Raw genomic sequence first — 17,095 nt, forward strand, 5'->3', positions numbered from 1 at the left:
TGGTAAGCCATGCACGCTAGCACAAGGCTCGAAGGACAATTGGGGGCCTCGATGCTAGACGATCCGATCACGTACGCACTGCTCGCTGCCTTGGCAATCGCGCTGGTGTGGGCCGCTTTCACCGACATCAAGAGCCGCCGCATCGCCAACTGGCTCAACGGCGCAATCGCGCTCGGCGCGCCGGTCTACTGGTACGCCAGCGGTCTCTCGCTGTGGCCCGACGTCGCCATCCAGATCGGGCTGGGCGTTCTCGTTTTCGCCGTCGGCAGCATCCTGTTCGCCATGCGCCAGATGGGCGGCGGCGACGTGAAACTGCTGACCGCGCTGGCCCTGTGGATGACGCCTCTGGTGCTGCTGAAGCTGGTGATCATCATGGCGCTGCTGGGCGGCGTGCTGACCCTGGTCGTAGGCATCCGCAACGTGATGATCCGCCGCAAGAAGGAAAAGACACGCTGGGCCGTACCCTATGGCGTGGCCATTTCCGCCGCTGGCCTTTGGACCATCAGCAACCTGACAATGAATGCCGCGGCCATGACCGCCGTGGCCCAGTGAACCTGATTTTAACCAATCCTGCCGTATTCGGCGGAAACCTTAATGCAAGGACCATCTGAGGGGGCTTGACGCACCATGGACAAGAAGAAAGTTATTCTGCTGGTAGGGGCGCTGATCGTTGCGATCGGTACGGCGCTGCTCGCCCGCAGCATGTTCGCCGGTGCCGCGGCACCCGATGCCGAGGCTGCTGCCGAGGTTGAACCGACCGGCCCGAAAGTGCTGGTTGCCAAGCGTGGCCTGCCAGTCGGCACGATCGTTACGGCCGATGCCGTGGCCTACCAGTTGTGGCCGCAGGAACTGGTGCAGGACGCCTACTTCATCGACGGCGAAGCCGACATGGATGCGCTGCTCGGCACCGTGGTCCGCCATCCCATTACCGCGGGTGAACCCGTGACCCAGGGCTCGCTCGTCGCGCCGGGCGACCGTGGCTTCCTTGCCGCTGCGCTTGGCCCCGGCATGCGCGCCGTGACCGTGCCGGTTTCCGCCCGCACCGGTGTCGGCGGCTTCGTGTTCCCGGGTGACCGCGTGGACATGGTGCTGACGCAGCGCGTGACGGGGGATGGCGGCGAGGCCCTGCAGGCTTCCGAAACGATCCTTACGAACCTGCGCGTGCTGGCGACCGACCAGTCGACCGAGACGACCACCACCGAAGACGGTCGCACGGTCGTTCGCGGCTTCCGCACCGTCACTCTCGAAGTGACCCCGCGCCTGGCCGAGAAGATTGCCGTCGCCCAGACGATCGGCACCATCAGCCTCTCGCTGCGCTCCATCGCCGACAATCAGGCCGAACTGGAACGTGCTCTTGCCTCGGGTGACATTGCCGTGCCCGACGATGCAACACCGGAAGAGGAAGAGCGTATCCTGCGCGCTGCCATGTCCCGTCCGGGCGAAGGTGGCACGACCTTCCAGACCGGTGGCGACGTGTCGCGCTTCCAGCGCAGCTCCGTGCCTTCGCAGGGCGGTGCAGACCGCGGCGGCGCTCCTGCCGCCGTCGCCCAGGCCCCCGTCCAGGTGACGCCTGGAATCTCCGCCAACGCCACGCCTTCGGGCCCGTCTGTCCGCGTGACCCGCGGCAAGGCCACCACCGTCACTCCCGTCGATCGCGGCGCGGGTGCCCTGCTCGACCGTCAGGCCAGCGCGATGGGCGAAGGCGCCCGCGTGGCCCCGGTCGGCATGTCGACCCTGCGGTGATGGCCATGATCAAGATCAACAGCAAATCCACGACTTCCTCTGGAAACGCACCGAAAGGCAAGACGATGAAGAGCCGCCTTTTCAAGACCGTGCTGAGCGCCGCATGCGCCCTTGCACCGCTGGCCGCCGTGCCGGCAGGCACCGCAACCGCGCAGACCGCCGTCAGCCCGGCACAGGACATCGTCCTGTCCATCGGCCGCGGTCAGCTGATCACGGTTCCCGGCAACATGGCCGACATCTTCGTGTCGAACGACGCGGTGGCCGACGTGCAGGTGAAGTCGCAGCGCCAGCTGTATGTCTTCGGCCTGTCGGGCGGCGAGACCACGATCTACGCCAGCAATTCTGCCGGCGATATCATCTGGTCCGCCAACATTCGCGTCGGCTCCAACCTGGACAGCGTCGACCAGATGCTGGGCCTGGCCATGCCCGAAGCGGACATCCGCATCGCCACCATGGGCACCAACACAGTGCTGCTGACCGGCACCGTGGCAGCCCCTGAAGACGCTGCCGAGGCCGAGCGCCTGGTGAGTGCCTTCATCGGCGACGGCGCCAACGTCATCTCGCGCCTGAAGATGGCCACGCCCCTGCAGGTCAATCTGCGCGTGCGCTTTGCCGAAGTCAGCCGCTCGCTGACGCGCAACATCGGCGCCAACCTGACCACGATCGACGGCACGGGCGGTTTCCTGTTCGGCCTGAACCGTGGCCGTCCCGCTGTCGGAACGTTCGTCCCCGGTTCGGGCGCGCTCGGCATGGGTACGGAAACGACCGTCACCCTGCCGGACGGCACGGTGATCGAAGGCTCGAACATCATCCCCAACTCGCCCGGCACCACGCTTGGCGGTATCGGCGAGTTCCTTGGCCTCGATATTGCCGGCGCTCTGGACCTCGGCGAACAGCGCGGTCTTGTCACCACGCTTTCGCAGCCCAACCTGACCGCGCTTTCCGGCGAAACGGCAGAGTTCCTGGCGGGTGGCGAATTCCCCATCCCGCTGTCGCAGGGCCTGGGCACCACCACGGTGGAATACAAGCGCTTCGGCGTCAGCCTGGCCTACACGCCCACGGTGCTTGCCAATGGTCGCATCGCCCTGCGCGTGCGCCCCGAAGTCTCCGAACTTTCCAGCCAGGGTGCCGTCACTCTGAACGGCTTCCAGATCCCCGCCCTCACCATCCGCCGCGCGGAAACCTCGGTGGAGCTGGGCTCTGGCGAGAGCATCATGATCGCCGGCCTGCTGTCCAATAACGCACAGCACACCATCGACCAGGCACCGGGCGTGGGTGACATCCCGATCCTCGGCAACCTGTTCCGTTCGACGGATTTCCGTCGCGGCGAAACCGAACTGGTGATCGTGATCACGCCTTATCTGGTGGAGCCGGTCGACGACCGCGACATCAGCCTGCCTACCGACGGTTTCAACTTGCCGAACGCTGCCTCGCAGTTCCTGTTCGGGCAGGAAACCGACGGTGAGAATGGCGGCCAGCGACCGATGCCGCGCGCCGCCAACCCGGCACCTGCCGGCCCCGAAGTGAGCGTGACCGAACAGAACGGCACAGCGCTTGCCGCGGGCGAAAGCCCCGCTGGCGCCTCCACCCGCACCGCCGCGCGCGCCACGCCCGGCTTCAGCATCGCCAACGGAGAGTGATCGCCATGAACAAGAGTATGAAACGTACAGCCAGTTCGATCCTGGCGATCTCGCTCGCCTTCGGCCTCGCCGCTTGTGAAGGTGGCATCCAGGGCAACAACTATTCGCTCAACTCGGTGCACCAGCCGGTCGTCGAACGCAGCAATTACGTGCTCGACCTGCGCACCAGCCCCGCCGGGCTGGACGCGATGGAAGAAAGCCGCCTGAACGACTGGTTCGACATGCTCGACCTCGGTTATGGCGACCGTGTTGCCATCGACACCGCCGTCACCAACCCCGCTGTCATGGAAGACGTCGCGGCCGTCGCCGGTCGTTACGGCATCCTCGTGGCGGACGGCGCACCAGTGACGCAAGGCTATGTCGATCCCGGCAGTGTCCGCGTCGTCGTGACCCGCTCTACCGCTTCCGTTCCGGGCTGCCCGGACTGGTCGGGTAGCTACGGCTTTGATCGTGGCAACCACACGTCGGCCGGCTTCGGCTGCGCGGTCAACAGCAACATTGCCGCCATGGTCGCCAATCCCGAACACCTTCTCGAAGGTGCCGAGGGAACAGGCGAGACGGTTATCATGAGCTCGAACCGCGCCATCGAAACCTTCCGCGACCAGCAGCCAACCGGCGCCGGTGGTCTTCCGCAAGTCTCGTCATCGGGGAACTGATCCATGAACTCGCCATTCAAAACCGGTTCGATGGGCAACCGCGAACCCTTTTCCGCTTTCATCTGTGACGAGAGTGCGCTCGACGTGCTGCGTCCGGTTGTCATCGAAATGGGCTGGCAGCCCGAGAAGTGCAACAAGGGTGGCCTGCGTAATGCCATTCAGTCGCTTTCCATCGCCGCCAGCCCGGCCATCCTGATGGTCGACCTGTCCGAAAGCGGCGACCCGCTGAACGACATCAACGCCCTGGCCGAGGTTTGCGAACCCGGCACGGTGGTGATCGCGGTCGGCCAGGTGAACGACGTTCGCCTCTACCGCGACTTGCTTGCCAGCGGTATTCACGACTACCTGCTGAAGCCGCTTTCCGCTGGCCAGCTGCGTGATGCCCTCACCCAGGCCCAGGCCGTGTTCGCCTCGCCGCGCAACGCGGAAGGCGAAAGCGATCAGGAACACGTGGCAACCGCCATCGTCGGCACGCGCGGCGGTGTGGGTGCCTCCACCCTTGCCACCTCGCTCGCCTGGCTGTTCGCCAGCGAACATCATCGCTCCACGGCGCTGCTCGACCTTGACGTGCACTTCGGCACCGGCGCCCTGTCGCTGGATCTGGAGCCGGGCCGCGGCTTGACCGACGCGATCGAGAACCCCAGCCGCATCGACGGCCTGTTCATCGAACGCGCCATGATCCGCGCCAACGACAACCTTGCCATCATGTCCGCAGAAGCGCCGATCAATTCGCCGCTGATGACCGACGGTACCGCCTTCCTGCAGTTGCAGGAGGAGTTCCGCCAGGCTTTCGACATGACCGTGGTGGATCTGCCGCGCAACATGCTGATCAACTTCCCGCACCTGCTGACGGACGTGAACGTGGTGACGCTTGTCACCGAACTTACGCTGGCATCTGCGCGCGACACGATCCGCATCCTGTCGTGGCTGAAGCAGAATGCGCCTGCCTGTCACCCGCTGATCGTCTGCAACAAGATGCAGCCCGGTTCTGCGGAAATCAGCAAGGCGGACTTCGAAGCCTCGATCGAGCGCAAGATCAATTTCCAGGTGGCGTTCGACCAGAAGGCCGCGGCCAATGCCGCCAAGCTGGGCCAGACTTTCATCGAAGCGAACAAGAGCTCGAAGACCGTCGCTCCGATCCGCGAGATCGGCAAGATGATCGTCGGTGTCGCCGAAGATGACGGGGCAAGTATCGAGGAAGCGGGCCAGAAGAGCTCGATGCTCGGCAAGTTCGATCTGAAGTCGCTGCTCGGTTCTTCGCCCAAGAAGGACAAGGCCTCGGCAGAGCCTGCCGAATAGCCACCGGGATCGGCGGGCTGCCGGCAAGGCTGTCCGCCGCCCTGAGCAAGACACGATTGGTATTTGAAAGAGGGTTTCCATGAGCATCGTCCAGCTTCTGCTTATAGCCGGTGGGCTCATGGCCCTGATGGTCCTGGGCTACGTCCTGATGTCGGGCGCGTCGCCTGCCAAGGAAAGCCAGCGTCGCCTTCAGGCGGTGCGTTACCGGCACTCCGAAAGTACGACCGACAAGGTCGAAAGCCAGCTGAAGAAGGCCATCGCCGCGCGCAAGCCCAAGCAGTTCACCCGCGCAGGGGCCGATTCCCGGTTGGCCGCGCTGCAACTCCGGCTTGATCGCACGGGTATGGAATGGTCGCTGGCGCAGTATCTCTATGCATCGCTCGGCATCGCGCTTGTGTTAACGGCACTGCTGTACCTCAAAACGGGTGCGGCTCTGCTTTCGCTGGGCATCGGTGTTCTTGCCGGCGCAGGCCTGCCGCACATGGTGGTGAATCATTTCATCAAGCGGCGGACCAACCAGTTCAACGCCAAGTTCCCCGACGGCATCGACCTGCTGGTCCGCGGCCTGCGCTCCGGCCTGCCGGTGACGGAAACACTGGGCGTGGTCGCCAGCGAAGTTCCCGGCCCGGTGGGCAGCGAGTTTCGCGCGGTGGTGGAACGTATCAAGATCGGCCGGACCATGGAGGAATCGCTCCAGGAAACCGCCGACAAGCTGGGCACGGCCGAATTCCAGTTCTTCGTCATCACGCTGGCCATCCAGCGCGAGACCGGCGGCAACCTGGCCGAAACCCTGTCGAACCTGGGCGACGTGCTGCGCAAGCGCGCACAGATGAAGCTGAAGATCAAGGCGATGAGCTCTGAATCGAAAGCCTCCGCTTACATCGTGGGCGCCCTGCCCTTCATCGTGTTCGGCATGATCTACTGGATCAATCCCGGATACATCGGCGGCTTCTTCACCGACGATCGCCTGATCGTGACCGGCCTCGGCGGCCTGGTATGGATGAGCATCGGCGCCTTCATCATGGCCAAGATGGTCAGCTTCGAAATCTGATCGGGAGGGAAAAGAACCAATGTTGACACTCGCTCCCGCATCCGGCCCCACGCTCCTCGGCGTCGACGTTATCCTCGTCGGCACGATCCTGGCCGGGATCGCCGCTGCTGCAATGATGTTCGCCATCTATGCAGCGGTTACCGTGAAGGATCCGATGGCCAAGCGCGTTAAGACGCTGAACGATCGGCGCGCCGAACTGAAAAGCGGCATGCTCACGCAGAACACCAGGAAACGCCAGAGCCTGACGCGCCGGACGGACACGACCGACAAGATGAAGGACACCCTGCAGGGCATGAAGGTACTGCAGGAAAGCCAGGTCAAGATGATCCAGCAGAAGCTGGCCCAGGCGGGTTACCGCAATAAGGAACTGGCTATCCTGATCATCTTTGCGCGTATGGTCCTGCCTGTGGTGCTCGGGCTGATCGGCGTGGTGATCTTCTATTGGACCGACATGTTCCCCGACTGGGGCAGCATGAAGCGCTTCATGGGTTTCGCCGGTCTTGTGATCGTCGGTTACAAGGGTCCCGAAATCTACCTTGCCAACGTGTCTGCGAAGCGCACGGCGGCAATCCAGAAGGGGCTGCCCGACGCACTTGACCTGCTGGTGATCTGCGCCGAGGCCGGCCTGACGGTGGACGCTGCATTCAACCGTGTGGCAAGGGAATTGGGCCGTGCCTATCCCGAGCTGGGCGAGGAATTCGCGCTTACCGCGATCGAGCTGTCGTTCCTGACGGAGCGCCGCCAGGCTTTCGAAAACCTCGCCTACCGCGTGAACCTGGAAGCCGTAAGGGGCGTGGTGACCACGATGGTGCAGACCGAGCGTTACGGTACACCGCTGGCATCCGCCCTGCGCGTGCTTTCTGCCGAGTTCCGCAACGAACGCATGATGCGTGCCGAGGAAAAGGCCGCGCGTCTCCCCGCCATCATGACCGTGCCGCTGATCCTGTTCATCCTGCCGGTGCTGTTCATCGTGATCCTGGGCCCGGCGGCCTGTTCGATCTCGGATGCCTTCTCCGACTGATCGCGGGAAGCAAGGCATCGCCCGAAGAAAAGGCCCCGCCGGATCGATCCGGCGGGGCCTTTTTCATGGCTGCTCGCATCGGCAGCGAAGGAGGTGGTCAGTTCACCCTACGCCGAAACCGCCATCAAGCTCTTCTGCATCAAGGTCTTCTGCCTGCTTGCGCGCGCGGTCCAGCAAGGTGCGGAAAAGGTCCAGCTCTTCCGACGAGAACCCGGTGAAGAGCCGCTTTTCCATCTCGCGGGCAAACGGCATGATCTCCGAATGCATCGCCCGCCCCTCGTCGGTCAGGTCAAGCAGGTGGGATCGCCCGTCGGACTCGTTTGGTGTGCGCTGCGCCAGGCCGCGCTCTTCCAGGCCCTTGCAGGCCCGGTTCACCGCAACCTTGTCCATCAGCGTGCGGCGGGTGAGATCACGTTGGGTCAACGCACCAACATCTCCCAGCACAGCCATCACGCGCCATTCCGGGATCGAAAGCCCCCAACGCTGCCGATATTCCACGGCAATGCGCCCGCTGACCGCATTGGATGCGAGAGAAAGCTGGTAGGGCAGAAACTGCGATAAAGATGTTGTCGGTTGCATAAGCAACTACCTTGCGAAACTTTACGCGTCTTTGCAAGTTTCGAGCGTTACTCTTTCGTATTTGGAAACAGATTTACTAGTCGGCGTGCGACTGCGTCCAGCCGAAGAGTGGCGGCAGTGCTCCATTTCTCGCGCGGAGTAATGATGGACGTGTCCAGGATCGTATCGATCGGGCTGGCCTTGCGCTTTTTCGGTAGCGCGGCCGCCAGCTGTGCCAGCATGGCCCGCGCGTTATCGGCATTCCCGGCCATTACCTTCAGGATATCCGTCACGTCCACGTCGCCTGCAGGATCGCGCCAGCAATCGTAATCGGTGACCATGCCGATCAACGCGTAGGGCAGTTCCGCCTCCCGGGCGAGGCGCGCTTCGGGCATGGCGGTCATCCCGATCACGTCGGCACCCCACTGGCGATAGAGATGGCTCTCAGCGCGGGTCGAGAACTGCGGTCCCTCGATAGCGACATAGGTGCCGCCCTTGTGAATGGTTGCCCCCGCTTTCCCGGCAGCGGCTGCCGCAAGATCGGACAGCCGCGGGCAGACCGGATCGGCCAGCGGCACGTGCGCCACAATCCCATCCCCGAAGAAACTGCGCTCGCGCCCCGCAGTCCTGTCGACAAGCTGGTCTACGGTAACGAAATGGCCCGGCTCGAGCTCTTCCCTGAGACTGCCGATGGCGGAGATCGCCACCACGTCCGTCACGCCCGCGCGCTTCAGCACGTCGATATTGGCACGGTAGTTCACATGGCTCGGCGAGAGCGCATGCCCTGCCCCGTGACGGGCGATGAAAGTGAATTTCACCCCGCTGATCGTGCCTGTCGTGACCGGGCCGGACGGCTCGCCGAACGGGCTCTCGATGGGAATTTCCTGCGCGTCTTCCAGCGCGCCGGGTTCATACAGGCCCGAACCGCCGATAACCCCGATATGCCATTCGCTCATTGCGCGGGCGCTTTCTACTTAGGCGGCATGCGAATGGCGCCGTCAAGCCGCACGCATTCCGCGTTCATGTATTCCGACTGCACCATGAAGCACACGAGGTCGGCATATTCCTCCGGGAGACCCAGTCGCTTGGGGAACGGCACCGATGCGGCGAGCGATTCCTGTGCCTTTTCCGGCAGGCCCGCCATCATCGGGGTGAGGAAGATACCGGGCAGGATGGTGTTCACGCGGATGCCCTCGTTCATCAGGTCGCGCGCCACCGGCAGGGTCATGCCCTTCACACCCGCCTTGGATGCGGCGTAGGCGACCTGGCCGATCTGCCCGTCTTCGGCAGCGACGGAGGCGGTGGAGATCATCACTCCCCGCTCGCCTTGTTCGTTGACGGGATCGAGCGTCATCATGCCCGCCGCGGCCTTGGCCATGCAGGCGAACGTGCCCATCAGGTTCACCTTGATGGTCTTCTCGAACAGGCCGAAATCGAGGTGGCTGATGTCGCCCGTCTCGCGGTCGCGCCTCGTCAGCTTGCCGATGGTGCCGATGCCTGCGCAGTTGACCAGCACCCGTTCCTGACCATGCGCCTCGCGCGCCTTGGCGAACCCTGCATCGATGGACGACTCGTCCGACACGTCGACCCGGCAGAAAATACCGCCGATCTCGCTCGCCACTGCTTCTCCGCGCTCGTCGCTGAGATCGAACAGCGCGACTTTCGCACCCTTCGCAGCCAGAGCCCGCGCGGTGGCCTCTCCCAGCCCGGAAGCGCCGCCCGTCACCACGGCCGCAACAGAATTGTCGATCTTCATAATTCAACCTCTCTCAAATTCGTGTCGAAGGACCGAATGTTACCCAAACGTCCTACCCGCCCGCCACCGAGGGTCAAGGGCAGTCACTGGCGTGGTGAAACATCATTGTTGTGCAACTGCAACACGGGTGAAACATTCTGTGGAACACCGGCAATTACAATTGCAACCTCTCCTACCTTCACGCACGTCAGTAACAGGCAAGAACTGTCGTTCCGGTCGCGCGGGGTCGTACACAAGCGAACGGAACGGAATTCTTCCGTAACATCAGGCCGGGGGGATCCGGTCGCATAGTGGGGAAATATCTGTGAAGCTTCGAACTGCTCTGAAGGGCGCTACCGCCCCGATCGCACTCTCCGTTGCGCTGATCGCCAATCCGGCGCTGGCGCAGGACGAGGGCGACGAAACCTCCGAGGAAATCCGTGCCGAAACGCCCGGCGAAGATGAGGAACCCGTTGGCGCCACCGGCCAAGCCAGCACCGAGGGCGCCATCTTCGTTACCGGTTCGCGTATCCGCCGCGACGAATTCTCCTCCGCCTCGCCCATCACCCTCGTCGATCCGGAAATCGCCGTTCGCCAGGGCCTGATGGATACCGGCGCGATGGTTCAGGGCTCGCCGATCGCAGCCGGCTCCTCGCAGGTGACCGCTGCCATCTCCACCAACTTCCTCACCAACGGTGGTGTAGGCGCACAGACCGTGTCGCTGCGCGGCCTGGGTGCGGAACGCACGCTCGTCCTGCTCAACGGCCGCCGTGCCGGTCCCGCCGGTACACGCGGCAGCGTTTCGGCGTTCGACCTCAACGTCCTTCCGCAGGCGATCGTGGAACGCGTCGACATCCTGAAGGACGGTGCATCGTCGATCTACGGTTCGGACGCCGTGGCCGGCGTGGTTAACCTGATCACCAAGACCGACACTGACGGTATCGAACTCGACCTGTTCGGCTCCGTTCCCTTCACTTCGGGTGGCGAACGCTGGTCGGCTTCGGCAACCTGGGGCAAGACCTTCGATCGCGGCCACATCCTCGTGTCGGCGAACTACCAGCGCCAGAACGAACTGGCCCGCGGCGACCGCAGCTACCTGCGGTGCCCGGAGAACTACGTCTTCACCGACGACACCTTCTCCGAGCGTGCCGACCTCATCGATCCGCGCTCCGGCGAATTCGCCTGTGCGGGCGACAGCGTCAACACCTGGGGCCACGTCTGGACCTACGATTACACGTACACGGACATCACCGGCTTCCAGGATTTCGACTTCGATGGCACGGATGATGCCTATTTCTCCTTCGATGGCAATGCCAACCTCGGCGCTCCGGGCGGCTCGAACGTACCGGGCAGCGACGGCAGCGGTGCCGCCACGCTTTACCAGTACAGCTACAACAACGATAACCTCGGCCAGTACCTGCCGGGCACGACCCGCACCATACCGGGCCAGATCGGTGTTCCCGACGGCTGGTTTGCCGTGGGCTACGATCGGGCGTCGGACGCCGTGCAGAACAACTACCACCCGCTGATGGACAACGACACCGTCATCCCGGAAACCGACCTCTACAGCGGTTACCTGGACGCGGCCTACGAACTGACCGACGGCATCGAGTTCTACACCGAGCTGCTCTATAACCGTCGCGACAACTTCGTGAACTCCTCGGGCCAGATCTACCAGTTCGGCCTCGGCGAGGTGTACGACTACTACTACGATTACGACCAGTTCCAGGAGACGGACGAGAATGGCAATCCGCTGTTCGCCACCACCGACGAAGCTGGCCAGGTCGTGTTCAACACGGATGGTATTGGCGTTCCGGTCATCGGCAACGTCGGCCTCGATCTGAACGATCCGGTATTCGGCTTCGACTACGATCCCTACGCCGCCGGCTGGGTCGGCCCGGCCGTCTTCAGCCCGACGCCGTTCAACCCCTTCGTGGATAGCTCGGTCAGCGTGGAATACATGCGCGCCGTTGCCGGTTTCCGCGGCGATATCAGCCCCAGCTGGTCCTACGACATCTACGGCCAGTGGTCGCGTTCGGACGGCACCTATCGCAACCAGACCGCTCTGAAGGACGCCATTGCGTGCGCCAACTTCCGTAGCGGTGCCAAGGGTTACAGCGAACGCCGCTGCCCCGGCGGCGTCAGCCCGGTCAGCGGTCGCGAGAACGTGATCGTCGACTGGTTCAGCCCGCGCTTCAACTACGGTGATTACACGCAGGAAGAGTATGACTTCCTGTTCGCCTGGGACGAAGGCAACACCGAATACACGCAGGCCTACGTCGAAGCGATCGTCACCGGCGACCTCATCGACCTGCCGTGGAGCGGCCCGGTCGGCGTCGCACTTGGCGGTACCGCGCGTCGTGACGAGATCAACGACGTTCCGGGCGAAATTCGCCAGGCCGACAACGGCTTCAACTTCGGCGGTGCGGGCGTGACGGCCGGCAAGACCGAAACGCTCGAAGCCTTCGGCGAGGTCAACATCCCGCTACTCGAAGACGTTCCGTTCTTCCAGTCGGTGAACTTCACCGGTGCGGCCCGCGTTACCAACGTGACCGCAACGCGCGATTTCGATGGCGCCGAAGACACCAACAACGGCAACTGGACCTACAAGCTGGGTCTCGACTGGCAGGTCAACGACTGGCTCCGTTTCCGCGGCACCTACGGCACGTCCTACCGTGCCCCGGCGCTGTTCGAGCAGTTCCTTGCCGACCAGACCGGCTTCCTCGGCCAGCGCGCTGTCGACCCGTGTATCCAGTGGGGCCTGAACCTTGCGCAGGGCAACATCAGCCAGAACTTCGCAGACAACTGCGCGGCTGACGGCGTTTCGCCCAACCACACCGGTGCAGGCGTCTCGGCCCCGATCCTCTCGGGCGGTGGTCTGGGCGTTCTGGATCCGGAAACCTCGCGTGCATGGACGGCCAGCGTGGTGCTGACGCCGAGCTTCAGTTTCCTGCCGAACACGCGTTTCAGCGTTGCGGTCGACTACTTCGATATCGAAGTGAACGGCGAAATCGCGCAGCTGGGTGCGGCAGGCGTGCTGAGCTCCTGCTACAGCTCGGACTTCTTCCCGGACGATCCGCTGTGTGATTCCTTCTACCGGTTCAACGATTTCGACAACGGAACCGCACCGGCTGACATCGCAGCACAGTACGACCAGGCAGGCGGTGACCGTGAGAACGTGGCTTACGTTGCGGACCAGTTCTTCAACATCAACAGCCAGCAGAACCGCGGCGTCGACGTGACGACACGGATCATCCACGACTTTGCCGGTGACACCACCCTGACCATTCAGGGCCAGATGACCTGGCAGACGAAGGACTCCATCGCTCTGTTCGACGGGTTCGAGGAAGACAACAACGGCGAAGCGGGTGAACCGATCTTCGTTGGCGACTTCTTCGCGCAGCTCGACACCGGTCCGTGGAGCCTGTTCTACGGCCTCGACGTGATCGGCGGCACCGACGACCGCGAGGACTTCCTCCAAAACAACGGCACGCTGTGCCCGAGTTACGTGACGCTGGGCGATGTCTGCCTCAAGCTGACGACCGACGCCCAGTTCTATCACGCCGCGTCGATCACCCGTGAAATCGGTGAGAACTTCCGTATCACGGCCGGCATGTCGAACATCACCAACAACCGTCCGCCGCGCACGTCGCAGGTGGGTGGTGACGGTACCCAGAGCTTCGGCCAGGGTCTGTTCTACTCGCAGTACGACCTCATTGGTCGTCGTGCGTTCGTGAACCTGAACGTTCGTTACTGATATCGTCAGCCATTGACGACAAAGCCGGGGCGGCGGGTGACAAACCCGCCGCCCTTGGTTTATGTGCTTCCCGCGTGACCCGCGCGTCATTTTGATTTGCGAAGGAAATCCATGTCAAAGCCTCCCCAGCGTACGCCGATCAGGCTCAAGGCAGATACGCTCGATAAGGACATCGCGAAGTTTCAGCACCGCAAGATCACGCAGCCGATCTTCCTCAATTCAATCCCAAAGTCCGGCTCTCACCTGCTCAAGAACGTGATGCGGATGTTCGTCCCGCTCGATCAGATCTACGGCAAGCACTACATCCAGTGGGGCAACCTGATGGAGCACCGTAAGGCCTTCGATCCGGCGCAACCCAAGTTGAGCTGGGGCCACCTGATGTATTCCGATGCATCGGCGGTGGAAACGGCACCGTGCCGCAAGCTGATTCTGGTGCGCGACCCCTATTCGTGGGTGCTGGCGCGTGCCCGTTTCTATGTCTCCGACCAGTTCGGCGACAATTCCACGATCATCAAGCAGTCGGGGATGACGGCGGATCACCTGATCAACCTGATGATCTTCGGCATTCATCAGAAGGCCCTGCCCATGCGCGAGCTGTTCCAGCTCAATGCTGTCGCCTGGCGCGGGCCGCAATCGACCTGGGTGCGGTACGAAGACCTGGTGGACGCTGTGAAGAACGTCGATACGCCCGGTGCCGAAGCATTCTTCGCCAAGCTGCTGGACCTTGCCGGCATCGGTCCGCTGCCCGACGATTGGCGCGAACGGGTGAAGATCGGTTCCGACCGCAAGCAGAGCGGCACGGCACGCGAAAACCTGAAGGATATCGCCATCGAGGTGCCCGACGTGCTCAGCGACGAGCACAAGGAACTTGTCGATTACGCCGCCCCGGGCCTCAGGAAACTGCTCGGCTACGCCTGAGCGCAGCCGAGCCTGATGCCTAGCTGACCTTCATTTCGAGCTGCCCGTCGCCCTCGTCGATGTTGACGGTGCTGCCATCGGGTACCTTACCCTCCAGCAGCATCTCTGCCAGCGGATCCTGCACGTAGCGCTGGACGGCGCGCTTCAGCGGCCTTGCGCCGTAGACGGGGTCGTAGCCGACCCGGCCCAGCCAGGCCCGCGCGCCGTCGGTCAGGTCGAGAACGATCTTGCGATCCTTCAGCAGCTTCTGAACCCGCGCCACCTGGATTTCCACGATCGGTGCCATGTGCTCCATGCCGAGGCGGTGGAACAGCACGATCTCGTCCAGCCGGTTGAGGAACTCGGGCCGGAAATGGCCGCGCACGACATCCATCACCTGATCCTCGACGTCTTCCACCTTCTGGTCGTCGCCGAGGTTGGAAAGGAACTGACTGCCAAGGTTGCTGGTGAGGATGATGAGCGTGTTCGAGAAGTCCACGACCCGGCCCTGCCCGTCCGTCAAGCGGCCGTCGTCAAGCACCTGGAGCAGCACGTTGAACACGTCCTGATGGGCCTTCTCGACCTCGTCGAACAGCACGACCTGATATGGCCTGCGCCGCACGGCTTCGGTCAGGACACCGCCCTCGTCATAGCCGACATAGCCCGGAGGCGCGCCGATCAGGCGGGCAACGGCGTGCTTTTCCATGAACTCGCTCATGTCGATGCGCACCATCGCCTGGTCGTCATCGAACAGGAACGCCGCCAGCGCCTTGGTCAGTTCGGTCTTGCCGACGCCGGTGGGGCCAAGGAACAGGAAGCTGCCCAGCGGACGGCCCGGATCCTGTAGCCCCGCACGCGCCCGGCGCACGGCCTTGGACACGGCCTCCACTGCCTTTGCCTGGCCGATAACGCGCTTGCCGAGAACCTCTTCCATCTTCAGCAGCTTCTCGCGCTCGCCTTCGAGCATCTTCTCGATGGCAACGCCGGTCCAGCGGCTGACGACGGAGGCAATGTCGTCCTCGGTCACTTCTTCCTTCAGAAGCGCATTCTCGGTCTGACCTTCGGCTTCGGCGAGCTGCTTTTCCAGCTGCGGGATGCGCCCGTAGGAAAGTTCGCCCGCTTTCGCGAGATCGCCTGCACGCTGAGCCTGTTCCAGCTCGATTTTCGCCTGGTCCAGCTCTTCCTTGATCCGCGCCTCGGCATGGATCTTGTCGCGCTCGTTCTGCCAGCGGGTGGTCAGTTCGCTCGATTGCTGTTCGAGATTGGCCAGTTCCTCGCGCAGGTTGGCGAGGCGATCCTTGGAGGCCGTATCGCTTTCCTTGGCAAGCGCGGATTCCTCGATCTTCAACTGGATGATCCGCCGGTCGAGCGCCTCGATTTCCTCGGGCTTCGATTCCACTTCCATGCGAATGCGGCTGGCGGCCTCGTCCATCAGGTCGATGGCCTTGTCCGGCAGGAAGCGATCGGAAATGTAGCGTTCGGAAAGCTGGGCAGCGGCGACGATCGCGGCATCGGTGATGCGCACGCCGTGGTGCAGCTCGTACTTTTCCTTGATCCCGCGCAGGATGGAAATGGTGTCCTCCACGCTCGGTTCGTCCACGAATACCGGCTGGAAACGACGCTGCAAGGCCGCGTCCTTCTCCACGTACTTCTGGTATTCATCCAGCGTGGTCGCGCCGATGCAGTGCAGTTCGCCGCGGGCCAGCGCGGGCTTCAGCAGGTTGCTGGCATCCATGCTGCCTTCGCTGGCACCGGCGCCGATCAGGGTGTGCATCTCGTCGATGAACAGGATGATCTCGCCCTCTGCGCCCTTCACCTCGTCGAGAACGGCCTTCAACCGCTCCTCGAACTCGCCGCGATATTTTGCGCCGGCGATCAGGCTGCCCATGTCGAGCGCCATCAGTCGCCTGTCCTTCAGGCTGTCGGGCACGTCGCCGTTGGCGATGCGCAGCGCGAGACCTTCCGCAATCGCGGTCTTGCCGGTGCCGGGCTCGCCTATCAGGACGGGGTTGTTCTTGGTGCGGCGGGCAAGGATCTGCACGGTACGGCGAATCTCCTCGTCGCGGCCGATCACCGGGTCCAGCTTGCCGTCGCGCGCTCTTTGCGTCAGGTCCTGCGCGTACTTCTTCATCGCGTCGTAGGCGGCTTCCGCATTGGCGGTGTCCGCCGTCTTGCCCTTGCGCAGTTCGTTGATCGCGCTGTTGAGTGCCTCTGCGGTCAGCCCAGCATCGGCCAGCGCCTGGCTCGCCTTGGTCTGCCGCGCCAGCGTGAGCGCCAGCAGCAGGCGTTCCACGGTCACGTAGCTGTCGCCTGCCTTCTCGGCGACCTGTTCCGCCTGGTCTAGAACGCGCACGGCGTCGTTATCGAGGCCGGGGGTCTGCTGTGCCCCGCCGCCGCTGACGGCAGGTATCTTGGCCAGCAGGGCATCGACCTGCTGCACGGCCTTCAACGGATCACCACCGGCGCGCTGGATCAGGCCGGATGCCATGCCCTCCTCGTCCTCCAGCAAGGCCTTCAGGATATGCTCCGGGCTGATGCGCTGATGGCTGTTACGGATGGCAACGGTTTGCGCGCTCTGCAGGAAACCCTTGGCGCGGTCGGTAAATTTTTCCAGGTTCATTCCTTGCCCCTCAATTCAGGTTCCCGCACAAGATAGTGTTGCATCGATGCAACACAAGTGTGGCGTGGCCGCAATTTTCTTATCCCACTTTAACCCACCTGCCGCTTTCACATGCGAT

The 17,095-nt window shown here is 63.3% G+C and carries 13 protein-coding genes; 9 read left to right on the plus strand and 4 right to left on the minus strand.

Going from position 1 to position 17,095, the window contains the following annotated elements; translation table 11 throughout:
* The first annotated feature begins 51 nt into the window (after positions 1 to 51).
* From D4Q51_RS06150 to D4Q51_RS06180, 7 genes are all read left to right on the plus strand, one after another.
* Positions 52 to 552 (plus strand): A24 family peptidase, encoded by a 501-nt coding sequence (locus tag D4Q51_RS06150; protein ID WP_120076881.1) that lies wholly within the window; start codon positions 52 to 54, stop codon positions 550 to 552.
* A gap of 75 nt (positions 553 to 627) precedes the next feature.
* A complete protein-coding gene (gene cpaB / locus D4Q51_RS06155) occupies positions 628 to 1,743 on the plus strand; it encodes a Flp pilus assembly protein CpaB (RefSeq protein ID WP_120076882.1) in 1,116 nt (371 codons plus the stop codon).
* Between the two features lie 65 nt (positions 1,744 to 1,808).
* Positions 1,809 to 3,383, plus strand: a complete 1,575-nt coding sequence (locus D4Q51_RS06160; protein WP_120077038.1) for a type II and III secretion system protein family protein — start codon at positions 1,809 to 1,811, stop codon at positions 3,381 to 3,383.
* Between the two features lie 17 nt (positions 3,384 to 3,400).
* Positions 3,401 to 4,039, plus strand: a complete 639-nt coding sequence (locus D4Q51_RS06165; protein ID WP_120077039.1) for a CpaD family pilus assembly protein — start codon at positions 3,401 to 3,403, stop codon at positions 4,037 to 4,039.
* A 3-nt stretch (positions 4,040 to 4,042) separates the two neighbouring features.
* Positions 4,043 to 5,338 (plus strand): pilus assembly protein CpaE, encoded by a 1,296-nt coding sequence (locus D4Q51_RS06170; RefSeq protein ID WP_120076883.1) that lies wholly within the window; start codon positions 4,043 to 4,045, stop codon positions 5,336 to 5,338.
* Between the two features lie 79 nt (positions 5,339 to 5,417).
* Positions 5,418 to 6,389 carry a type II secretion system F family protein gene (locus D4Q51_RS06175; RefSeq protein WP_120076884.1) on the plus strand — a complete coding sequence of 324 codons (972 nt, stop codon included), beginning with the start codon at positions 5,418 to 5,420 and terminating at the stop codon, positions 6,387 to 6,389.
* A 19-nt stretch (positions 6,390 to 6,408) separates the two neighbouring features.
* A complete protein-coding gene (locus tag D4Q51_RS06180; RefSeq protein ID WP_120076885.1) occupies positions 6,409 to 7,410 on the plus strand; it encodes a type II secretion system F family protein in 1,002 nt (333 codons plus the stop codon).
* Positions 7,411 to 7,512: 102 nt separating this feature from the next.
* Here the strand turns inward: D4Q51_RS06180 and D4Q51_RS06185 are convergent, their stop codons facing one another.
* The 3 genes from D4Q51_RS06185 to D4Q51_RS06195 are packed head-to-tail and all read right to left on the minus strand — an operon-like array spanning position 7,513 to position 9,724.
* The gene (locus D4Q51_RS06185) at positions 7,513 to 7,989 is read right to left on the minus strand and encodes a MarR family winged helix-turn-helix transcriptional regulator (RefSeq protein ID WP_120076886.1); all 477 of its coding nucleotides are present in this window, start codon (positions 7,987 to 7,989) and stop codon (positions 7,513 to 7,515) included.
* A gap of 47 nt (positions 7,990 to 8,036) precedes the next feature.
* Positions 8,037 to 8,924, minus strand: coding sequence for an S-methyl-5'-thioadenosine phosphorylase (mtnP, locus tag D4Q51_RS06190; RefSeq protein WP_120076887.1), 888 nt, complete (start codon positions 8,922 to 8,924; stop codon positions 8,037 to 8,039).
* A gap of 14 nt (positions 8,925 to 8,938) precedes the next feature.
* Positions 8,939 to 9,724, minus strand: coding sequence for an SDR family NAD(P)-dependent oxidoreductase (locus tag D4Q51_RS06195; RefSeq protein WP_120076888.1), 786 nt, complete (start codon positions 9,722 to 9,724; stop codon positions 8,939 to 8,941).
* 304 nt (positions 9,725 to 10,028) lie between these two features.
* Here D4Q51_RS06195 and D4Q51_RS06200 point away from each other — a divergent pair, with 304 nt between their 5' ends.
* Complete coding sequence (locus tag D4Q51_RS06200) at positions 10,029 to 13,460, plus strand: TonB-dependent receptor domain-containing protein (protein WP_162925171.1); 3,432 nt, start codon at positions 10,029 to 10,031, stop codon at positions 13,458 to 13,460.
* A gap of 111 nt (positions 13,461 to 13,571) precedes the next feature.
* Entirely contained in the window at positions 13,572 to 14,378 is an 807-nt protein-coding gene (locus tag D4Q51_RS06205; protein ID WP_120076889.1) for a hypothetical protein, read from the plus strand.
* Between the two features lie 19 nt (positions 14,379 to 14,397).
* On the opposite strand, the gene clpB is transcribed toward D4Q51_RS06205, so the two are convergent.
* Complete coding sequence (gene clpB, locus D4Q51_RS06210) at positions 14,398 to 16,977, minus strand: ATP-dependent chaperone ClpB (RefSeq protein WP_120076890.1); 2,580 nt, start codon at positions 16,975 to 16,977, stop codon at positions 14,398 to 14,400.
* Positions 16,978 to 17,095 lie beyond the last annotated feature (118 nt).

Origin of the sequence: Aurantiacibacter odishensis, assembly GCF_003605195.1 — a bacterium.
GTDB lineage: Bacteria > Pseudomonadota > Alphaproteobacteria > Sphingomonadales > Sphingomonadaceae > Alteraurantiacibacter > Alteraurantiacibacter odishensis.